Origin of the sequence: Bacillus sp. N13C7, from assembly GCF_026790065.1 — a bacterium.
GTDB lineage: Bacteria > Bacillota > Bacilli > Bacillales > Bacillaceae > Bacillus.
On sequence record NZ_JALAMO010000011.1, the window covers coordinates 40,818 to 55,901 of the forward strand.

The window sequence follows — 15,084 nt, forward strand, 5'->3', positions numbered from 1 at the left end:
TTATTCATGCAGTCCGCATTCTGTTTTCGCCATACCATTCCATCTGCCTGAGCGTAAATCCTCTGCAGTAAAAGCAGGAGCCGTGCAAGGCGCGCAGCCAATGCTTGGATATCCTTGATCATGAAGCGGATTGTAGTCCAGCTCATTACGAGATGTGTATCTCCAAATGTCTTTCCAAGTCCAATGGATAAGCGGACATACTTTTACTGATTTGAATTTTTCATCTTTGTTCAAGAAATTCGTATTGGCACGGCTCGGCCCTTGATCGCGGCGCAGGCCGGAAAGCCAAGCCGGATGTCCAGAAAGCGCCTCTCTTAAAGGAACGACCTTTCTCAGATAGCAGCACTGATTCGGTTCTCTTTCCCACAGTTTGTCACCGTATTCTTCGGCTTGCTCCTCAAGGGTCAGATCTGGTTTTTTCAGGATGATGTTAAGGCCCGGATAGCGCTCTTTTACCCGTTCAATCGTTTCATAGGTTTCTTTAAAATGAAGTCCTGTATCAAGAAACACAATCTCTGCGTCTTTTTTCACTTTATAAATTAAATCAATCAAAACGATTCCTTCAATTCCGAAACTGCAGGCATAAACTAGCTGATTGCCGTAATGGCCGTATGCCCACTTTAAAACTGACAGCGCTCCTTTATAAGGATCGTCTTCCGGAAATGTAATGGTTGGTTCTTCCCAATTATCGTACGTTAACATTTCTTCTTTCCTCCTTTCGGAGACAAACAAACAGTAGCTTTCTGCCGGTTGTCTTTTCCAAATTGTAATGTGATGCGGGCTGTGTTATGCAAACAGCCTTTTTTCCTCTTAAAATAAAAAACTTTCAATCCGGCGGAAAGAAAGACAGGAACTGCATGGCGCCCTTATCTTTCAAAATGGAATTCATTTTGCTGGAGGTAGCACCTTACACACTGTGCAGGTTGCCGGGCTTCATAGGTCCAGTCCCTCAGCCGCTCTTGATAAGTTTTTAGATTTGTAGTAAATTTTAGCACAATTCTAACATAAGTCAACCCGACTTTTTTTATAGGATTAATAAAAAAACAGGCCGGATGGCCTGTTTTCAAGTACAGCAAGGCTTTAACGCCCCTGTACATCACTAAAATTTATTTTTTATTTTTTAAACCAATCTTTTGACTCGGGATTTCGTTTCCACGTTTTAAGCTTTTCTAGATCGTCCGAATGAATATTTCCGTTTTCAAGAGCGACCTCTGTCAAAGTATCATAATCAGTTAATGAGTAGTATGGCAGTTCCGCCTTCGCAAACGCTTCCTGTGCTTTAGGCAGCCCGTACGTAAAGATCGAGACGACACCAAGCACTTCACAGCCAGCCGCTTGTAAAGCTGCCGCAGCTTCAAGCACGCTGCCTCCTGTTGAGATTAAGTCTTCAATGACGACCGTTTTTTGGCCTTCTTGAACAGCCCCCTCAATCTGATTGCCTTTCCCGTGTGCTTTCGGCTTGCTCCTTACATAACACATCGGAAGATTCAATCGGTCAGCCGCCAGAGCAGCATGAGGAATACCGGCAGTTGCTGTTCCCGCAATCATTTCAGCTTCAGGAAAATGCTCTTCGATCAGCTTGCTGATGCCTGAGGCGACATCATTTCTGACCTCCGGGAAAGATAGCGTAAGGCGGTTGTCACAGTAGATTGGCGATAATATGCCGCTTGCCCATGTAAATGGCTCGTTCGGGCGTAAAAATACAGCTTGGATGTCTAATAGATGTTTTGCGATGATTTGTTTCATGATTTGATTCCCTCCCATTCGAGTCTGACAGCTTCATAGGCTTTTACTGGGTCTGCCGCTTTTGTAATCGAGCGGCCTACTACAATCGCTGATGACCCTTTCTCTCTCGCTATTGCAGGTGTCGCTACACGGATTTGGTCATTCGCAGCGTCCTCTGACATCCTGATGCCCGGAGTGACAGTCAGAAATGAAGGCGATACCGCCTGATAAATGGCTTCTGCTTCATGAACCGAGCAGACCACTCCATCCAGGCCGCTTTCTTCCGCCAATTTGCTGTAGTGCACAACCGTGTCGATCAGAGGCTTTTGGATCAGCAATTCAGCTTTCATGATTTGTTCAGATGTGCTTGTCAACTGGGTGACCGCGATAAGTGACGGGCGTTTTTTTCCGGCCGGCGTCCCTTCTTCTAAGCCTTCCAGAGCTGCTTGCATCATTTTTTTGCCTCCGGCCGCATGAACATTGACGAGGTCGACTCCGAGACCGGCGAGGCGCTTCATCGCTTTGTTTACAGTGGTCGGGATGTCATGAAGCTTTAAATCTAAAAACAGCTCGCAATTTCTTTCTTTTAGTTGTGTAATGATAGATGGCCCTTCTTGATAAAAAAGCTCCATTCCAACCTTTACAAATAACGGTTCTTGCTGAAAAGGCGCTAAGAATGCAAGTGTTTCTTCAGCTGATGCAAAATCAAGCGCGATGATGGGCAGGTTGTTTTTCATGATTCCAGCTCCTTCCGATGCATTCTTCAATTGATTGATAGCCGTATTGGCGCAAAACAGCAGGGAGCTGTTCAATAATGTCCGGACATGCAAAAGGATTCACAAAGTTTGCTGTTCCGACAGCGACCGCGCTTGCTCCCGCGAGAAGAAACTCCAGTGCATCTTCAGCCGCCTGCACGCCTCCCATTCCGATAATCGGGATATTGACCGCCTGGCTGACTTCATACACCATGCGAATGGCAACCGGCTTCACAGCAGGGCCGGAAAGTCCTCCTGTTTTATTCGCTAATATCGGCTTGCCTGTTTTTAAATCAAGCCTCATGCCGATTAATGTGTTGATCATCGTAAGACCGTCCGCTCCAGCCTCTTCAATCGCTGATGCAATTTCTGTGATATTTGCCACGTTCGGTGAAAGCTTTACATAAACGGGCACATCTGAAACCTCTTTTACCGCTTTTGTCAAATCAGCAGCCATTTCAGGGTTTGTGCCGAAAGCGATTCCGCCTGTTTTCACATTTGGACAGGAAATGTTCAATTCAAGAGCATGAACATTAGGCGCTTTGCTGATATGCTCTGCAACTTCAACATAATCCTCAACTTGAGAACCTGCGACATTGGCAATGATCGGCGTATCAAACTGCTCAAGCCAAGGCAGCTCATTTTGCAAGACGCTTTCAAGCCCCGGATTTTGCAGACCGATCGCATTGAGCATTCCAGCGCCAGTCTCAGCTACCCTAGGGGTCGGATTCCCGAAGCGAGGCTCCTTTGTCGTAGCTTTAATCATGATTGCACCGAGACAAGACAAGTCATAAAAACGGGCAAACTCTTTACCAAAACCAAAGCAGCCTGATGCAGGAATGATCGGATTTTTCAAATTAAGTCCCGGCAACTTCACCTCTAGCATTACAGCGCCACCTCCTGAGCTCTAAATACAGGCCCGTCAAGACATACTTTTACGTAGGATGTCTCACTTTCATTTGTATGGCACACACATGCGAAGCAGGCGCCGATACCGCAGCCCATTCGTTCCTCCATGGACAGGTAAACTTCTTTATGGGCGTATTCCTGTTTTAATGCCTTCAGCATCGGTGTCGGCCCGCAGCTGAGGAGAATGTCAAACTCCAGATTCTTCTGTTTTATGACATCTGTGACAAACCCGGTTTCCCCGTAGCTTCCGTCAGCTGTTGCCACATATGTGTCGCCGTACTGCCGGCATTCTTTTTCGTAAAAGACATCCTTTGCCGATTGGAATCCTAAAACGTGTATGACCTTTACCCCTTTTTCGTTCAAGCGTTTCGACAGCTCTTGGAGAGGCGGCACACCTACACCGCCTCCTACCAGCAAAGCCGTCTTTCCGGGTTGGACTTCATTGACAGGAAAGCCGTTTCCCAAAGGCCCGAGGACATCCACAAGCTCTCCCTGCTGCTTCAGCGACAAGAGCCTTGTTCCTTCCCCATCTACTCGATAAATGATGGTCACTTCATTTTTTTCAAAGTTGACGTCGGCGATGCTGATTGGTCTTCTCAAAAGAGGCGTAACCGCTTCGCTCACTTTTAGATGAAGGAACTGTCCGGGGGTTGTAAACCCTTGGACAAGCTCCCCTTTCAGAACCATTCGATACACCCGGTCTGCAATTTGCTGGTTAGAACATACTGTCAAATACGCTTTCTTCATATAGTGACTGCCGCCTCCTGATTTGTGTTGACTGCCGGCATTTGATCAGCACGGAATGTCATGCTTTCCAGCACTCGCAATATCGCTTCTGCCGTATCTAAAGATGTTAAGCAGGCAACACCGTTTTCTACTGATTCACGTCTGATTCTAAATCCGTCTCTAGCCGGCCGCTTTCCTTTTGTCAGCGTATTGATGACAAACTGTGCTTCTCCATTTCTGATGACGTCAAGCAAGTTCGGGCCGTCCTGGCCGATTTTTCCGACGACCTTCGCTGGAATGGAAGCTTCTTTCAGGTAGCCTGCCGTTCCTTCCGTCGCTAAAATGTTGTAGCCGATCGCGTGGAACCGTTTTGCGATAGCAAGCCCTTCTTCTTTGTCCTTATCAGCTACTGTTAAGAGCACGGAACCGTAGTTTGGAATTTGAATGCCTGAAGCAATCAAGGCTTTATAGAGGGCCTTCTCAAGGGTCGAATCTTTCCCCATGACCTCACCTGTTGATTTCATTTCAGGCCCCAACGTAATGTCCACTCTTCTCAGCTTGGCGAAGGAGAAGACCGGCGCTTTGACAAATACACCTTGCTGTTCAGGCTGAAGGCCCTCTGTATAGCCAAACGCAGCCAGCTTTTGACCGAGAATGATTTTGGTTGCGAGATTCGCCATTGGGATACCCGTAATTTTGCTTAAGAACGGTACAGTTCTGCTTGATCTCGGGTTCACTTCAAGCACATACACCTCGCCTTGTGATAAGACGAATTGAATATTGAGCAAACCGACAATGTTCAATCCTTTAGCTAGTGCGATCGTGTATTGTTCAATTTTTTTCTTAATATCATTTGTGAGAGACTGAGGCGGATAAACAGCTATTGAGTCCCCGGAGTGAACGCCTGCACGTTCAATGTGCTCCATGATTCCCGGTATGACAACTGTTTCACCGTCAGATACTGCATCCACTTCAATTTCTTTCCCCGTTAGATATCTGTCAATTAATACAGGATGCTGCGGATTGATTTTGACTGCGTTTTTCATGTAATGAAGCAGTTCTTCTTCATGATACACAATCTCCATCGCCCGGCCGCCAAGCACATAGGAAGGGCGCACAAGTACCGGATAGCCGATATCACTCGCGATGCTTACTGCCTGATCAACTGATGTCGCTGTTTTGCCAAGCGGCTGCGGAACACCAAGTTCTCCAAGCGCTTGTTCAAATTTATCCCGGTCTTCCGCACGATCTAAATCTTCTAATGAAGTCCCAAGAATTTTCACTCCGCGTGCAGAAAGCTCGTCAGCAAGATTAATCGCTGTTTGTCCGCCAAATTGTACGACAACGCCCATCGGCTGTTCGAGGTCAATAATGTGCATAACATCTTCAATCGTAAGCGGTTCAAAGTACAGCTTGTCTGAGATACTGAAATCTGTTGAAACGGTTTCCGGGTTGTTATTGACAATAATGGCTTCATAGCCTGCTTGTTTAATGGCCCACACAGAGTGAACAGTTGCGTAGTCGAACTCAACACCCTGGCCGATTCGAATCGGACCGGAGCCAAGTACGATCACACTTTTCTTATCCGTAACGACAGACTCATTTTCTTCTTCGTATGTGCTGTAGAAGTATGGTGTTTCTGATTCAAATTCTGCCGCGCACGTATCCACCATTTTGAATACCGGCGCGATGCCCGCTTGTTTTCTCAAGCTGTAAAGCTCCGATTCTTTGATTTTCCACTCACGGCTGATGTACTTATCAGAGAATCCGAGTTCTTTCGCCCGTCTCAGCACATCCGTATCGCCCGCATGCGCCTTCAGTTCTTTTTCAAACTGTACGATTCCGAACAGCTTATGCAGGAAGAAGACATCGATAGCGGAAAATTCATGAAGCTCTTCTACTGTGTAACCTCTTCTGTACGCTTCAGCTAAGTAGAATAAGCGTTCATCACCGGCCTTTTTAATTCGTTTTTCAAGAAGCTCATTGGAAATATCAGCTGCGTCTTTTAATTCGAGATGATACACGTCTGCCTCCAGTGAACGTACAGCCTTCAGCAATGACTCTTCAAGCGTGCGGCCGATCGCCATGACCTCTCCTGTCGCTTTCATTTGCGTGCCGAGCTTTCTGTTTGCTGATTCAAACTTATCAAACGGCCAGCGCGGAATTTTAGATACGACATAGTCAAGAGCCGGTTCAAATGCTGCGTATGTTTTTCCTGTCACCGGGTTCATCATTTCATCTAATGAAAGGCCGACAGCTATTTTAGCAGCGAGCTTTGCAATAGGATATCCCGTCGCTTTTGATGCAAGGGCAGATGAACGGCTGACACGCGGGTTTACTTCAATAATGTAGTATTGGAAGCTGTCTGGATCTAAAGCGAGCTGTACGTTACAGCCGCCTTCGATTCCAAGTGCGCGAATCAGCTTTAACGATACATTCCGCAAGAGCTGATATTCGCGGTCGCTGAGCGTTTGGCTCGGTGCGACAACAATGCTGTCTCCAGTATGAATTCCGACTGGATCAATGTTTTCCATGTTACAAACGACAATGGCGTGATCCTGGCTGTCTCTCATGACTTCATACTCGATTTCTTTATAGCCGGCGATGCTTTTTTCAAGCAGACATTGATGCACAGGGCTTAATTTCAAGCCGTTCTCAACAATTTCTTTCAATTCGGTTTCATTCGAGCAGATGCCTCCGCCTGTTCCGCCTAATGTATATGCAGGGCGGACAATGACAGGGAAACCGATTTGGCTGACGAAGTTTTCTGCCTCTTCCAGAGAGTGGATGATCTCACTTTCAGGCACCGGTTCATTCAGCTCATTCATTAGTGTTCTGAACAAGTCACGGTCTTCAGCCTGCTGAATCGCAGACAGCTTTGTGCCGAGAACTTCAACGCCGCATTCTGCCAGGACGCCTCTTTCTGAAAGCTCAACCGCAAGATTCAAACCGGTTTGGCCACCGAGAGTGGGAAGAATAGCATCTGGGCGTTCTTTTCTGATGATTCGTGTCAGGAATTCAGGTGTGAGCGGTTCGATGTAAACCCGGTCAGCCATTTCTGTATCTGTCATGATCGTGGCAGGGTTTGAGTTGACAAGGATGACTTCATAGCCTTCTTCTTTCAAAGCAAGACAGGCTTGCGTTCCTGCATAGTCAAATTCTGCGGCTTGTCCGATGATGATTGGTCCGGATCCGATTACTAAAATTTTGTTAATGTCTACGCGTTTTGGCATACCGCTTCCCCTTCTTTCTCTGTTGTTTCGATCATTTCAATGAATCTGTCAAATAGATGGTTAGCATCCTCAGGACCAGGCGAGGCTTCAGGATGATATTGAACCGTAAATGCCGGCAATGTTTTATGCTTCAGCCCTTCAATCGTATCGTCGTTAATTGCGATATGGGTCACTTCCAGTTCTGTTTCGCTGATGGATGACACTGTATAGCCATGGTTTTGAGATGTTAAGGCGACCTTTCCGGTAGCCAGCTCTTTTACCGGGTGGTTTGAGCCCCTGTGGCCGAATTTCATTTTTTCAGTATTCGCCCCGCACGCCAGCGCGAATAACTGGTGGCCAAGACATATTCCGAATAATGGCACTTTTCCGAGAACACCTTTAATCATTTCAATCGCTTCTGGCACATCTTTCGGATCTCCGGGTCCGTTAGAAAGCATGATGCCGTCCGGTTTCAGCTGAAGCACTTCTTCCGCTGTAATGTTGTAAGGCACAACGATGACGTCACATTTCCGCTTGTTTAGCTCTCTTAGGATCCCATGTTTCATACCGAAGTCAACCAAGACAATGCGTTTGCCTCTTCCCGGGCTCGGATATGCTGTTTTGGCTGATACTTGGGATACTTGATTTCTCGGCAGTTCCGTTTCGTTCAGTCTATTCAGCACTGCTTCGATGTCTTCTTCAGGTGAAGCGAATGTTCCTTTTAGCGCGCCTGCCGTGCGGATCATTCTTGTCAGCTTTCTTGTATCAATTCCCTGCAGTCCCGGAATGCTTTTCATTTTTAAATACTCGTCTAATGTGTACGCTGAACGCCAGTTGGAAGGCAATTCACATAATTCTTTGATGATCAGCCCTTTCACAAAAGGGGTAATCGATTCAAAATCATCCCGGTTAATGCCGTAATTTCCGATAAGCGGGTATGTTAATGTTACGATCTGTCCGCAGTAAGAAGGATCAGATAAAATTTCCTGATAGCCTGTCATCCCAGTGTTAAAAACGACTTCTCCCACGCTGTGCTCTAAGCTCCCGAAGGCCTCTCCCTCGAATACCGCTCCGTTTTCCAGTACTAATCGTCTCTTCATTTGACAAGTCTCCCTTCCTCATAAGCAAGCTTCCCTGCTGCCATTGTAGCGACCGGCCAGCCGGCGCAGCTGATGCCGTTGAATGGTGTATTTTTTCCTTTTGATAAAAATGTCTCTTTGTCTATGACTGCTTCTTTTTCTAAATCGATTAATGTAATGTCAGCTATTTGTCCCGTTTGTAATGTTCCGTATGGGAGACCGAAAGCTTCGCATGGCTTGATTGTCATGTAGTCAATCAGCTGTTTCAGCGACCAGCTGCCATTTTTGACGAAGTCTGTGTAAAGAAGCGGGAATGCTGTTTCTAAGCCGACAATTCCAAATGGCGCCAGCTTCATTTCCGTGTTTTTCTCTTCTTCTGTATGCGGCGCATGGTCTGTTGCAATAAAATCAATTGTTCCGTCTAAAAGGCCTTCAATTAAAGCGGCTCTGTCTTCTGCGCTGCGGAGCGGAGGATTCATTTTATAATTTGTGTCCAGCCCAGGAATGTCCTCATCACAAAGCAGCAAATGATGCGGTGATACTTCTGCCGTCACTCTGATTCCCGCTTTTTTCGCATCGCGTACGACCCTGACAGACTCTTTCGTGCTGATATGGCATACATGATAATGGCAGTTTGCCGCCTCAGCCAGCAGCACATCGCGGGCAATATGAACCGATTCACACACAGAAGGAATGCCGTTGAGCCCGTTTGCTTTGGAGAATGTCCCCTCATGTACGCTTCCTCCGTAAATTAAGGAGTTGTCTTCGCAATGTGCAACAATCGCTTTGTCAATTGCGGCTGCCCGTTTCATCGCTTCATACATCATTCCTGCTGTCTGTATACCGACGCCGTCATCTGTAAAGGCAAATGCCCCGGCTTCTTTTAACGCTTCAAAGTTTGTCATCTCATCGCCGATTTGTCTGATCGTAATGGATGCATACGGAAGAACTCTGATGCAGGATGTTTCTTTAATACGGTTTTGCACCCAGTCCATTTGCTCTTTCGTATCAGGAACGGGCCGCGTATTCGGCATTGCTGCTACAGTTGTATAACCTCCGCGCGCCGCTGCTTTTGCACCGGTTTCAATGGTTTCTTTTTTCTCTCCGCCCGGCTCTCTGAAGTGTACGTGAAGATCAACAAATCCAGGTGAAACAAGCAACCCTTTTGCATCAATTACCGTTTCATTATCCCCTGCATCAAGCTTGCCGATTTCGGAGATCGTGTCTCCTGTCACTCGAATATCCGCTTCTGTTTTTTCACCATTTTCGTTCAGTATCCAGCCGTTTTTAATGAGATATGACATATGCTGCTTCTCCTCTTTTCACATTGGTTTGTAAGGCACGCTGTATCACTGCCATTCTGATAAATACGCCGTTTTTCATTTGCTTGAAAATTCTTGATTTTCCGCTTTCTACTAAGCTGTCATCAATCTCCACTCCTCTGTTGACCGGAGCAGGATGCATAATGATCGCATGCTGCTTCATCCGCTCAGCCCGTTCTACAGTCAAGCCGTATTTGTTTAAATAGCCTTCCTGGCTGACAGCGGACTGATGTCGTTCATTTTGAATGCGCAGCAGCATGACGACATCAGAAGACTCAACTGCTTCGTCCATTGAAACATATGTGCCGGATGTATTTTCTTCATCCTGCCATTCCGAAGGACCGGAAAACAGGACCCGGGCACCCAATCTTGTCAACACTTCCGCATTTGACCTAGCCACTCTGCTATGCTTGATATCGCCGTGAATGGAGACGGTAAGCCCTCTGAATGAATTGAATTCTTCATAAATCGTCATTAAATCAAGCAGTGATTGTGTCGGATGCTGCCCGCATCCGTCTCCTGCATTCAGAATCGGGATATTCACCTGGCTGACAAGCTCTTGATAATACTCATCCTCACTGTGCCTGATGACGCACACGTCCACACCAATTGATTCGAGCGTCCTGATGGTGTCATATAAGGTTTCGCCTTTTTGCACGCTTGTGCTTGTTCCATCAAGGTTAAGCACATTCATGCCCAGCTTTTTTTCTGCGACCTCAAAACTGAACCGCGTTCTCGTGCTCGGTTCGAAAAACAGGTTTGCTGCAAATTTCCCTGTAAGCTGATTGTCTGTTTTTCCGCTTTGGAGGTCTTGTGCTGTTTGAAGCAAATCTTTAATTTCCTCAACACTGAGCTCGCTCATCGTCGTTAAATGCTTCATGTTTTTTCCCCTCTCATTTCAACTTGAAGGCTGAAAAAAAACCCCGGTCTAAGATAGACTCGGGGTATGGTTAAATAGAGGGCAGCATTGAAGCTTCCTTCTCTTATAACCCTTCCAAGCCTCTCTGGACTTTCTTTAAAAGGTTTTAGATATGATGTTGTTCAGATGTGTCTGCCTGCTCTTCCTTCGACTGCGGAAGAACCAGGTTTAAGATGACACCGACAATTGCGGCAAGCGCCATTCCCGACACTTGGAATCCCCCTTGAGACACTTGGATAAATGCGCCTCCTACACCGATCACAAGGATAACCGATGTGATAATGAGGTTTCTGTTGTTTTCATAATCAATTTTGTTGTCAATCAGCATTCGCAGACCGCTCGAAGCGATAATTCCGAACAGCAGGAAGGAGACGCCTCCCATGACCGCTGACGGCACTGAACTGATCAGCGCTGAGATTTTGCCGATAAAGCCGAAGCAACAAGCAATCACTGCCGCACCGCCGATGACAAAAACGCTGAATACTCTTGTGATGGCCAGCACGCCAATGTTTTCCCCGTAAGTCGTTGTCGGCGGACCGCCTATCAGGGAAGCTAGAATTGTCGCCACGCTGTCACCCATAATGGAGCGATGAAGCCCCGGCTTTTTAATGAAATCTTGTCCTACGACTTTGCTAAGCACCATTTGGTGGCCGATATGCTCTGACATTGTGACAAAAGCGACAGGAACCATTGCTGCTGCGATGCCGAGTGTTACCGACGGTGTATAGTCTTTGAACGGGATGATAAATTCAGGCACTGCAAACCATTTCGCGTCAAGAACCGGCTGGAAGTTGACAATCCCTTGAGTAAGGGCAAACAGGTATCCGCCGATAATTCCGATCAAAACCGGTATCAGACTTAAAAATCCTCGTAAGAAAATCGCGCAAATAATTGTAATCGCCAGCGTAACTCCTGCAACACTGAAATGCTTTAAGCTGTAGACCAATTCACTTGCGTTTGGGTCAGCATACATCGCCATGTTTACCGCAGTGCTGGCCAGCCCAAGCCCGATGACGATTATAACAGGGCCTACGACTACAGGCGGGAGAATCTTCATCAGCCATCCAGTGCCAAGCTGCCTGATCAATAAGGCAATCAGCCCGTACACTAACCCTGCAAGAAACGCCCCGACCATTGCCGCTCCCGGCCCGCCGGTCGCTTTTACCAGTATGATCGGAGAAATAAAAGCGAAGGATGATCCGAGATACGCCGGAATTTGCCCTTTTGTTATAAGCAGGTAAGCCAGTGTACCGATGCCGCTTGTCACCAAAGCCACAGCAGGACTCATTCCGACCAGCTTCGGAACCAAAATCGTTGAGCCAAACATAGCAAACAAATGCTGCAGGCTGAACGAAACCCAAGAGAAAGGTGTTGGGATATCCCTGACCCCTAAATTTACTTTTTTCTTACTCATGATGATTTCCCCCTGATTGTTGACTTTCATTTTAGAATGACTCATTGACTGTATAAAAAAACCTCTTTGCTATTTTTACGCAAAGAGGCATACAAAGACCTGCCGAATACTATCGGGACTTTGTTGTGCACCTCTTTGCAACCTCTCTGGATTGCCTTTAAAAAGGTGATCTATTATTCATTTTCATAAATGGCGACGAGATCGTTTTGATCTACCTCATGAAGCTGAACCATAACCTTTTCAGCCTTCGATGTCGGGATGTTTTTTCCGATGTAATCCGCTCGGATCGGCAGCTCCCTGTGTCCTCTGTCAACAAGCACAGCCAGCTGAATGGAGGAAGGTCTGCCCACATCAACAAGCGCATCCATACCTGCTCTTACTGTTCTTCCGGTGTACAGGACATCGTCAACGAGAATGACTTTTTGATCTGTGATGTCCACCGGAATATCTGCACCTTTTACAAGCGGTTCTTCGTTGCTCGTTTTTTTGGAAAGATCATCTCTGTATAGGGTAATATCGATTTCTCCAACTGTTACAGGATTCCCTTCAATCTGCTCGATTCGTTCCGCAAGGCGTTTTGCCAAGTAAATTCCTCTTGTCTTGATGCCGACAAGGATGCAGTTATTCATTCCTTTATTGCGTTCGATCATTTCGTGAGCAATCCTTGTCAGCGCCCGTCTGATCGCCTGTTCGTCTAGAATGACAGCTTTTTGATTCAATGGTGACACCTCACAGTTCATATAGAAGAAAAAACCCCTCCTGCCAGAGCATAGAGGGGTTTTAGGACAAGGTGCGCGCGTATACACGCATCCCGTCTATCCGTTATCCTTCTCAGCCTCTCTGGACTGTTTTAAAGAATCTATTCAGCTTCGTTTATTATTTCAGAAAAGAAACACACTGTCAACTGTTTTTTCTGAGGTTTTCGATTAATTCTGCCATATCCTCAGGAAGCGGCGCTTCAAATTCGACATATTCTCCAGTACGCGGATGGTCAAAACCTAAAACGCCCGCATGAAGAGCCTGGCCATTAAAGTCGATCGTTTTTCTCGGACCATATTTTGGATCGCCCGCCAATGGGAATCCGATATATTTCATATGAACACGAATTTGATGCGTTCTCCCTGTTTCAAGCTGGCATTCCACCAACGTAAAATCCTGAAAACGCTCAAGCACGTGAAAATGAGTGACGGCGTTTTTGCCATCACGCGTCACAGTCATGCTTTGACGGTCTTTCTTGTCCCGTCCGATCGGCGCATCAATTGTGCCGTCATCGTGAGAAATAAGCCCATGGACAACCGCCGTATATTTCCGCGTGACCGTTTTGTTGACCAATTGGTTCACAAGTGACTCATGTGCCATATCATTTTTCGCCACCATTAATAATCCGGACGTATCCTTATCGATCCTGTGAACGATCCCCGGACGCATCACGCCATTTATTCCGGAAAGGTCCGTGCAATGTGCCATAAGGCCGTTCACTAGTGTGCCTGTAAGATGCCCGGGTGCTGGGTGTACAACCATTCCGCGAGGTTTATTGACAACCAGCACATCTTGATCTTCATAGTATATATCCAGATCCATCGGTTCTGCCAGCACGTCGAGTGCTTCCGGCTCAGGTACAGTGACGGTCACCTGATCACCCGGCTGAATTTTATAATTCGCTTTTACCGGGCTTCCGTTTACGACAACTTGTCCGTCTTTCACCCATTGCTGCACTTGGGTTCTCGACCAATCATTCTCAGCCGATGCCAGAAATTTATCAATCCGCTCGCTCTTTTGTTCTTCTGAAGCGGTTATATCAATTTGATTCATGCTATTGCTCCTTTTTCTTTTTCCCGCTGTCCAACAGCATTTGTATAAATAAAAGCATTACGCCGACACATAGTGAAGAGTCCGCGATGTTAAAAATCGGGTAATTATAATTGACAATAATGACATGGATAAAATCCACAACTTCCTGTCTGACTGCCCGGTCAATGAAGTTGCCGATGGCACCGCCAAGCATAAGACCGAGGGCCACGCCAAGAAGCCTTTGCCCTTTTGTGTAACGCTGTATGTAATAAACAATGCCAATAATAACCGCGGTTGTAATGAGGTAGAAAAACCACATCTGACCGGCTAATATCCCCCATGCAGCACCCGTATTGCGATGGGAGGTGATATAGAATACCTGATCAATGATCGGAATGCTTTGTCCAAGGTCCATGTTCTTAACGACAAGCCATTTTGTCAATTGATCGGCTGCAATAATAAGTAGTGCGATTACATAATACAGCACAAACGTTCCTCCAGTTTACGGTTACTTTAATCCATTATGCATTTTATCAATAAAAAGCACTGGAGTAAAGAAATATCAGGCATATAAACCGGACAGACACTGTTATTCGTACAGTGCCTGTCCATATTCGATATCAGTTGATTTCCACAGCGGGAGCGTCTTTTTTTCAAATTGGACAGAATAAAGAAAATCATTTGCTGTGCGGGCAGTTGGAAGCACAGCCAGCTTTGAAAGGGGAATGGGAGCCCCGGTTTCTTCACAGTATCCAAATGTGCCGTTTTCGATTTTGGACAATGCGAGTAGAACATCTTGAAGCTCTTCTTTAATGTGATAGATCAGAGTTGCTTTTTGTTTATGATTGATTGCTCCTTGCGGGTTTGTTGAAACCTGAAAGCAAGAATACTCAAATAATCTCGACTGTAATTCTTCTTTCATCAGAAGAAGTTCCGTATAAATTGCGGTCAGTTGATCATTCATTCATCACAACTCCTGCTCTTAACGTAATACCTATATTGTTGCCTGCGAATGATGATCTAAAGCCCATAAGAATTTTCCTGCCATTCTAAACGATGTCACTCTTGGCACAAAAAAAGCCCGGCTTTTGTGATATTATCCCCTCTAAGTAGACAGTGTAAAAAGCCCACTTTTCAAAAGTGGCTGTTACACTATACTTGGAGGGGATTTTTTATGGCGCGAAAAGGACAACACTTTCAGCACTATACCAAAGAATTCAAGATGAAAGCGG

14 protein-coding genes and 1 riboswitch are annotated in these 15,084 nt (G+C 46.2%); all 14 genes read right to left on the reverse strand.

All coding sequences use genetic code 11. The annotated features are described in order from the left end of the window. On the reverse strand, window positions 1-702 hold the full coding sequence (locus tag MOB98_RS13510; RefSeq protein ID WP_003238646.1) for a phosphoadenylyl-sulfate reductase: 702 nt from the start codon (window positions 700-702) through the stop codon (window positions 1-3). A gap of 161 nt (window positions 703-863) precedes the next feature. After that, window positions 864-969: riboswitch (SAM riboswitch) on the reverse strand. A gap of 144 nt (window positions 970-1,113) precedes the next feature. Continuing rightward, on the reverse strand, window positions 1,114-1,746 hold the full coding sequence (pyrE, locus tag MOB98_RS13515; protein ID WP_284439654.1) for an orotate phosphoribosyltransferase: 633 nt from the start codon (window positions 1,744-1,746) through the stop codon (window positions 1,114-1,116). Next, window positions 1,743-2,462, reverse strand: a complete 720-nt coding sequence (pyrF, locus tag MOB98_RS13520; protein ID WP_268361977.1) for an orotidine-5'-phosphate decarboxylase — start codon at window positions 2,460-2,462, stop codon at window positions 1,743-1,745. Before pyrF ends, pyrE begins: the two co-directional genes overlap by 4 nt. Further along, window positions 2,431-3,366: a dihydroorotate dehydrogenase gene (locus MOB98_RS13525; protein ID WP_268361980.1), complete on the reverse strand. Its 936-nt coding sequence runs from the start codon at window positions 3,364-3,366 to the stop codon at window positions 2,431-2,433. The genes pyrF and MOB98_RS13525 overlap by 32 nt, the downstream gene beginning before the upstream one ends. Then, window positions 3,366-4,136, reverse strand: a complete 771-nt coding sequence (gene pyrK, locus MOB98_RS13530) for a dihydroorotate oxidase B electron transfer subunit (RefSeq protein WP_268361983.1) — start codon at window positions 4,134-4,136, stop codon at window positions 3,366-3,368. The genes MOB98_RS13525 and pyrK overlap by 1 nt, the downstream gene beginning before the upstream one ends. After that, a complete protein-coding gene (gene carB / locus MOB98_RS13535) occupies window positions 4,133-7,348 on the reverse strand; it encodes a carbamoyl-phosphate synthase (glutamine-hydrolyzing) large subunit (RefSeq protein WP_268367108.1) in 3,216 nt (1,071 codons plus the stop codon). The genes pyrK and carB overlap by 4 nt, the downstream gene beginning before the upstream one ends. Beyond that, complete coding sequence (locus MOB98_RS13540) at window positions 7,333-8,427, reverse strand: carbamoyl phosphate synthase small subunit (RefSeq protein ID WP_268361986.1); 1,095 nt, start codon at window positions 8,425-8,427, stop codon at window positions 7,333-7,335. Before MOB98_RS13540 ends, carB begins: the two co-directional genes overlap by 16 nt. Next, window positions 8,424-9,710 carry a dihydroorotase gene (locus tag MOB98_RS13545; RefSeq protein ID WP_268361989.1) on the reverse strand — a complete coding sequence of 429 codons (1,287 nt, stop codon included), beginning with the start codon at window positions 9,708-9,710 and terminating at the stop codon, window positions 8,424-8,426. The genes MOB98_RS13540 and MOB98_RS13545 overlap by 4 nt, the downstream gene beginning before the upstream one ends. Then, window positions 9,694-10,608: an aspartate carbamoyltransferase catalytic subunit gene (locus tag MOB98_RS13550; protein WP_268361991.1), complete on the reverse strand. Its 915-nt coding sequence runs from the start codon at window positions 10,606-10,608 to the stop codon at window positions 9,694-9,696. The genes MOB98_RS13545 and MOB98_RS13550 overlap by 17 nt, the downstream gene beginning before the upstream one ends. A gap of 145 nt (window positions 10,609-10,753) precedes the next feature. Then, on the reverse strand, window positions 10,754-12,061 hold the full coding sequence (gene pyrP / locus MOB98_RS13555) for a uracil permease PyrP (RefSeq protein WP_268367109.1): 1,308 nt from the start codon (window positions 12,059-12,061) through the stop codon (window positions 10,754-10,756). Between the two features lie 173 nt (window positions 12,062-12,234). Beyond that, window positions 12,235-12,780 (reverse strand): bifunctional pyrimidine operon transcriptional regulator/uracil phosphoribosyltransferase, encoded by a 546-nt coding sequence (gene pyrR, locus MOB98_RS13560; protein WP_268361996.1) that lies wholly within the window; start codon window positions 12,778-12,780, stop codon window positions 12,235-12,237. Window positions 12,781-12,961: 181 nt separating this feature from the next. After that, on the reverse strand, window positions 12,962-13,873 hold the full coding sequence (locus tag MOB98_RS13565) for an RluA family pseudouridine synthase (protein WP_268361998.1): 912 nt from the start codon (window positions 13,871-13,873) through the stop codon (window positions 12,962-12,964). A 1-nt stretch (window position 13,874) separates the two neighbouring features. Next, the gene (lspA, locus tag MOB98_RS13570; RefSeq protein WP_268362000.1) at window positions 13,875-14,339 is read right to left on the reverse strand and encodes a signal peptidase II; all 465 of its coding nucleotides are present in this window, start codon (window positions 14,337-14,339) and stop codon (window positions 13,875-13,877) included. 102 nt (window positions 14,340-14,441) lie between these two features. Then, window positions 14,442-14,816 (reverse strand): sporulation-related RNA polymerase-binding protein YlyA, encoded by a 375-nt coding sequence (gene ylyA / locus MOB98_RS13575; RefSeq protein WP_268362003.1) that lies wholly within the window; start codon window positions 14,814-14,816, stop codon window positions 14,442-14,444. Window positions 14,817-15,084: the final 268 nt, after the last annotated feature.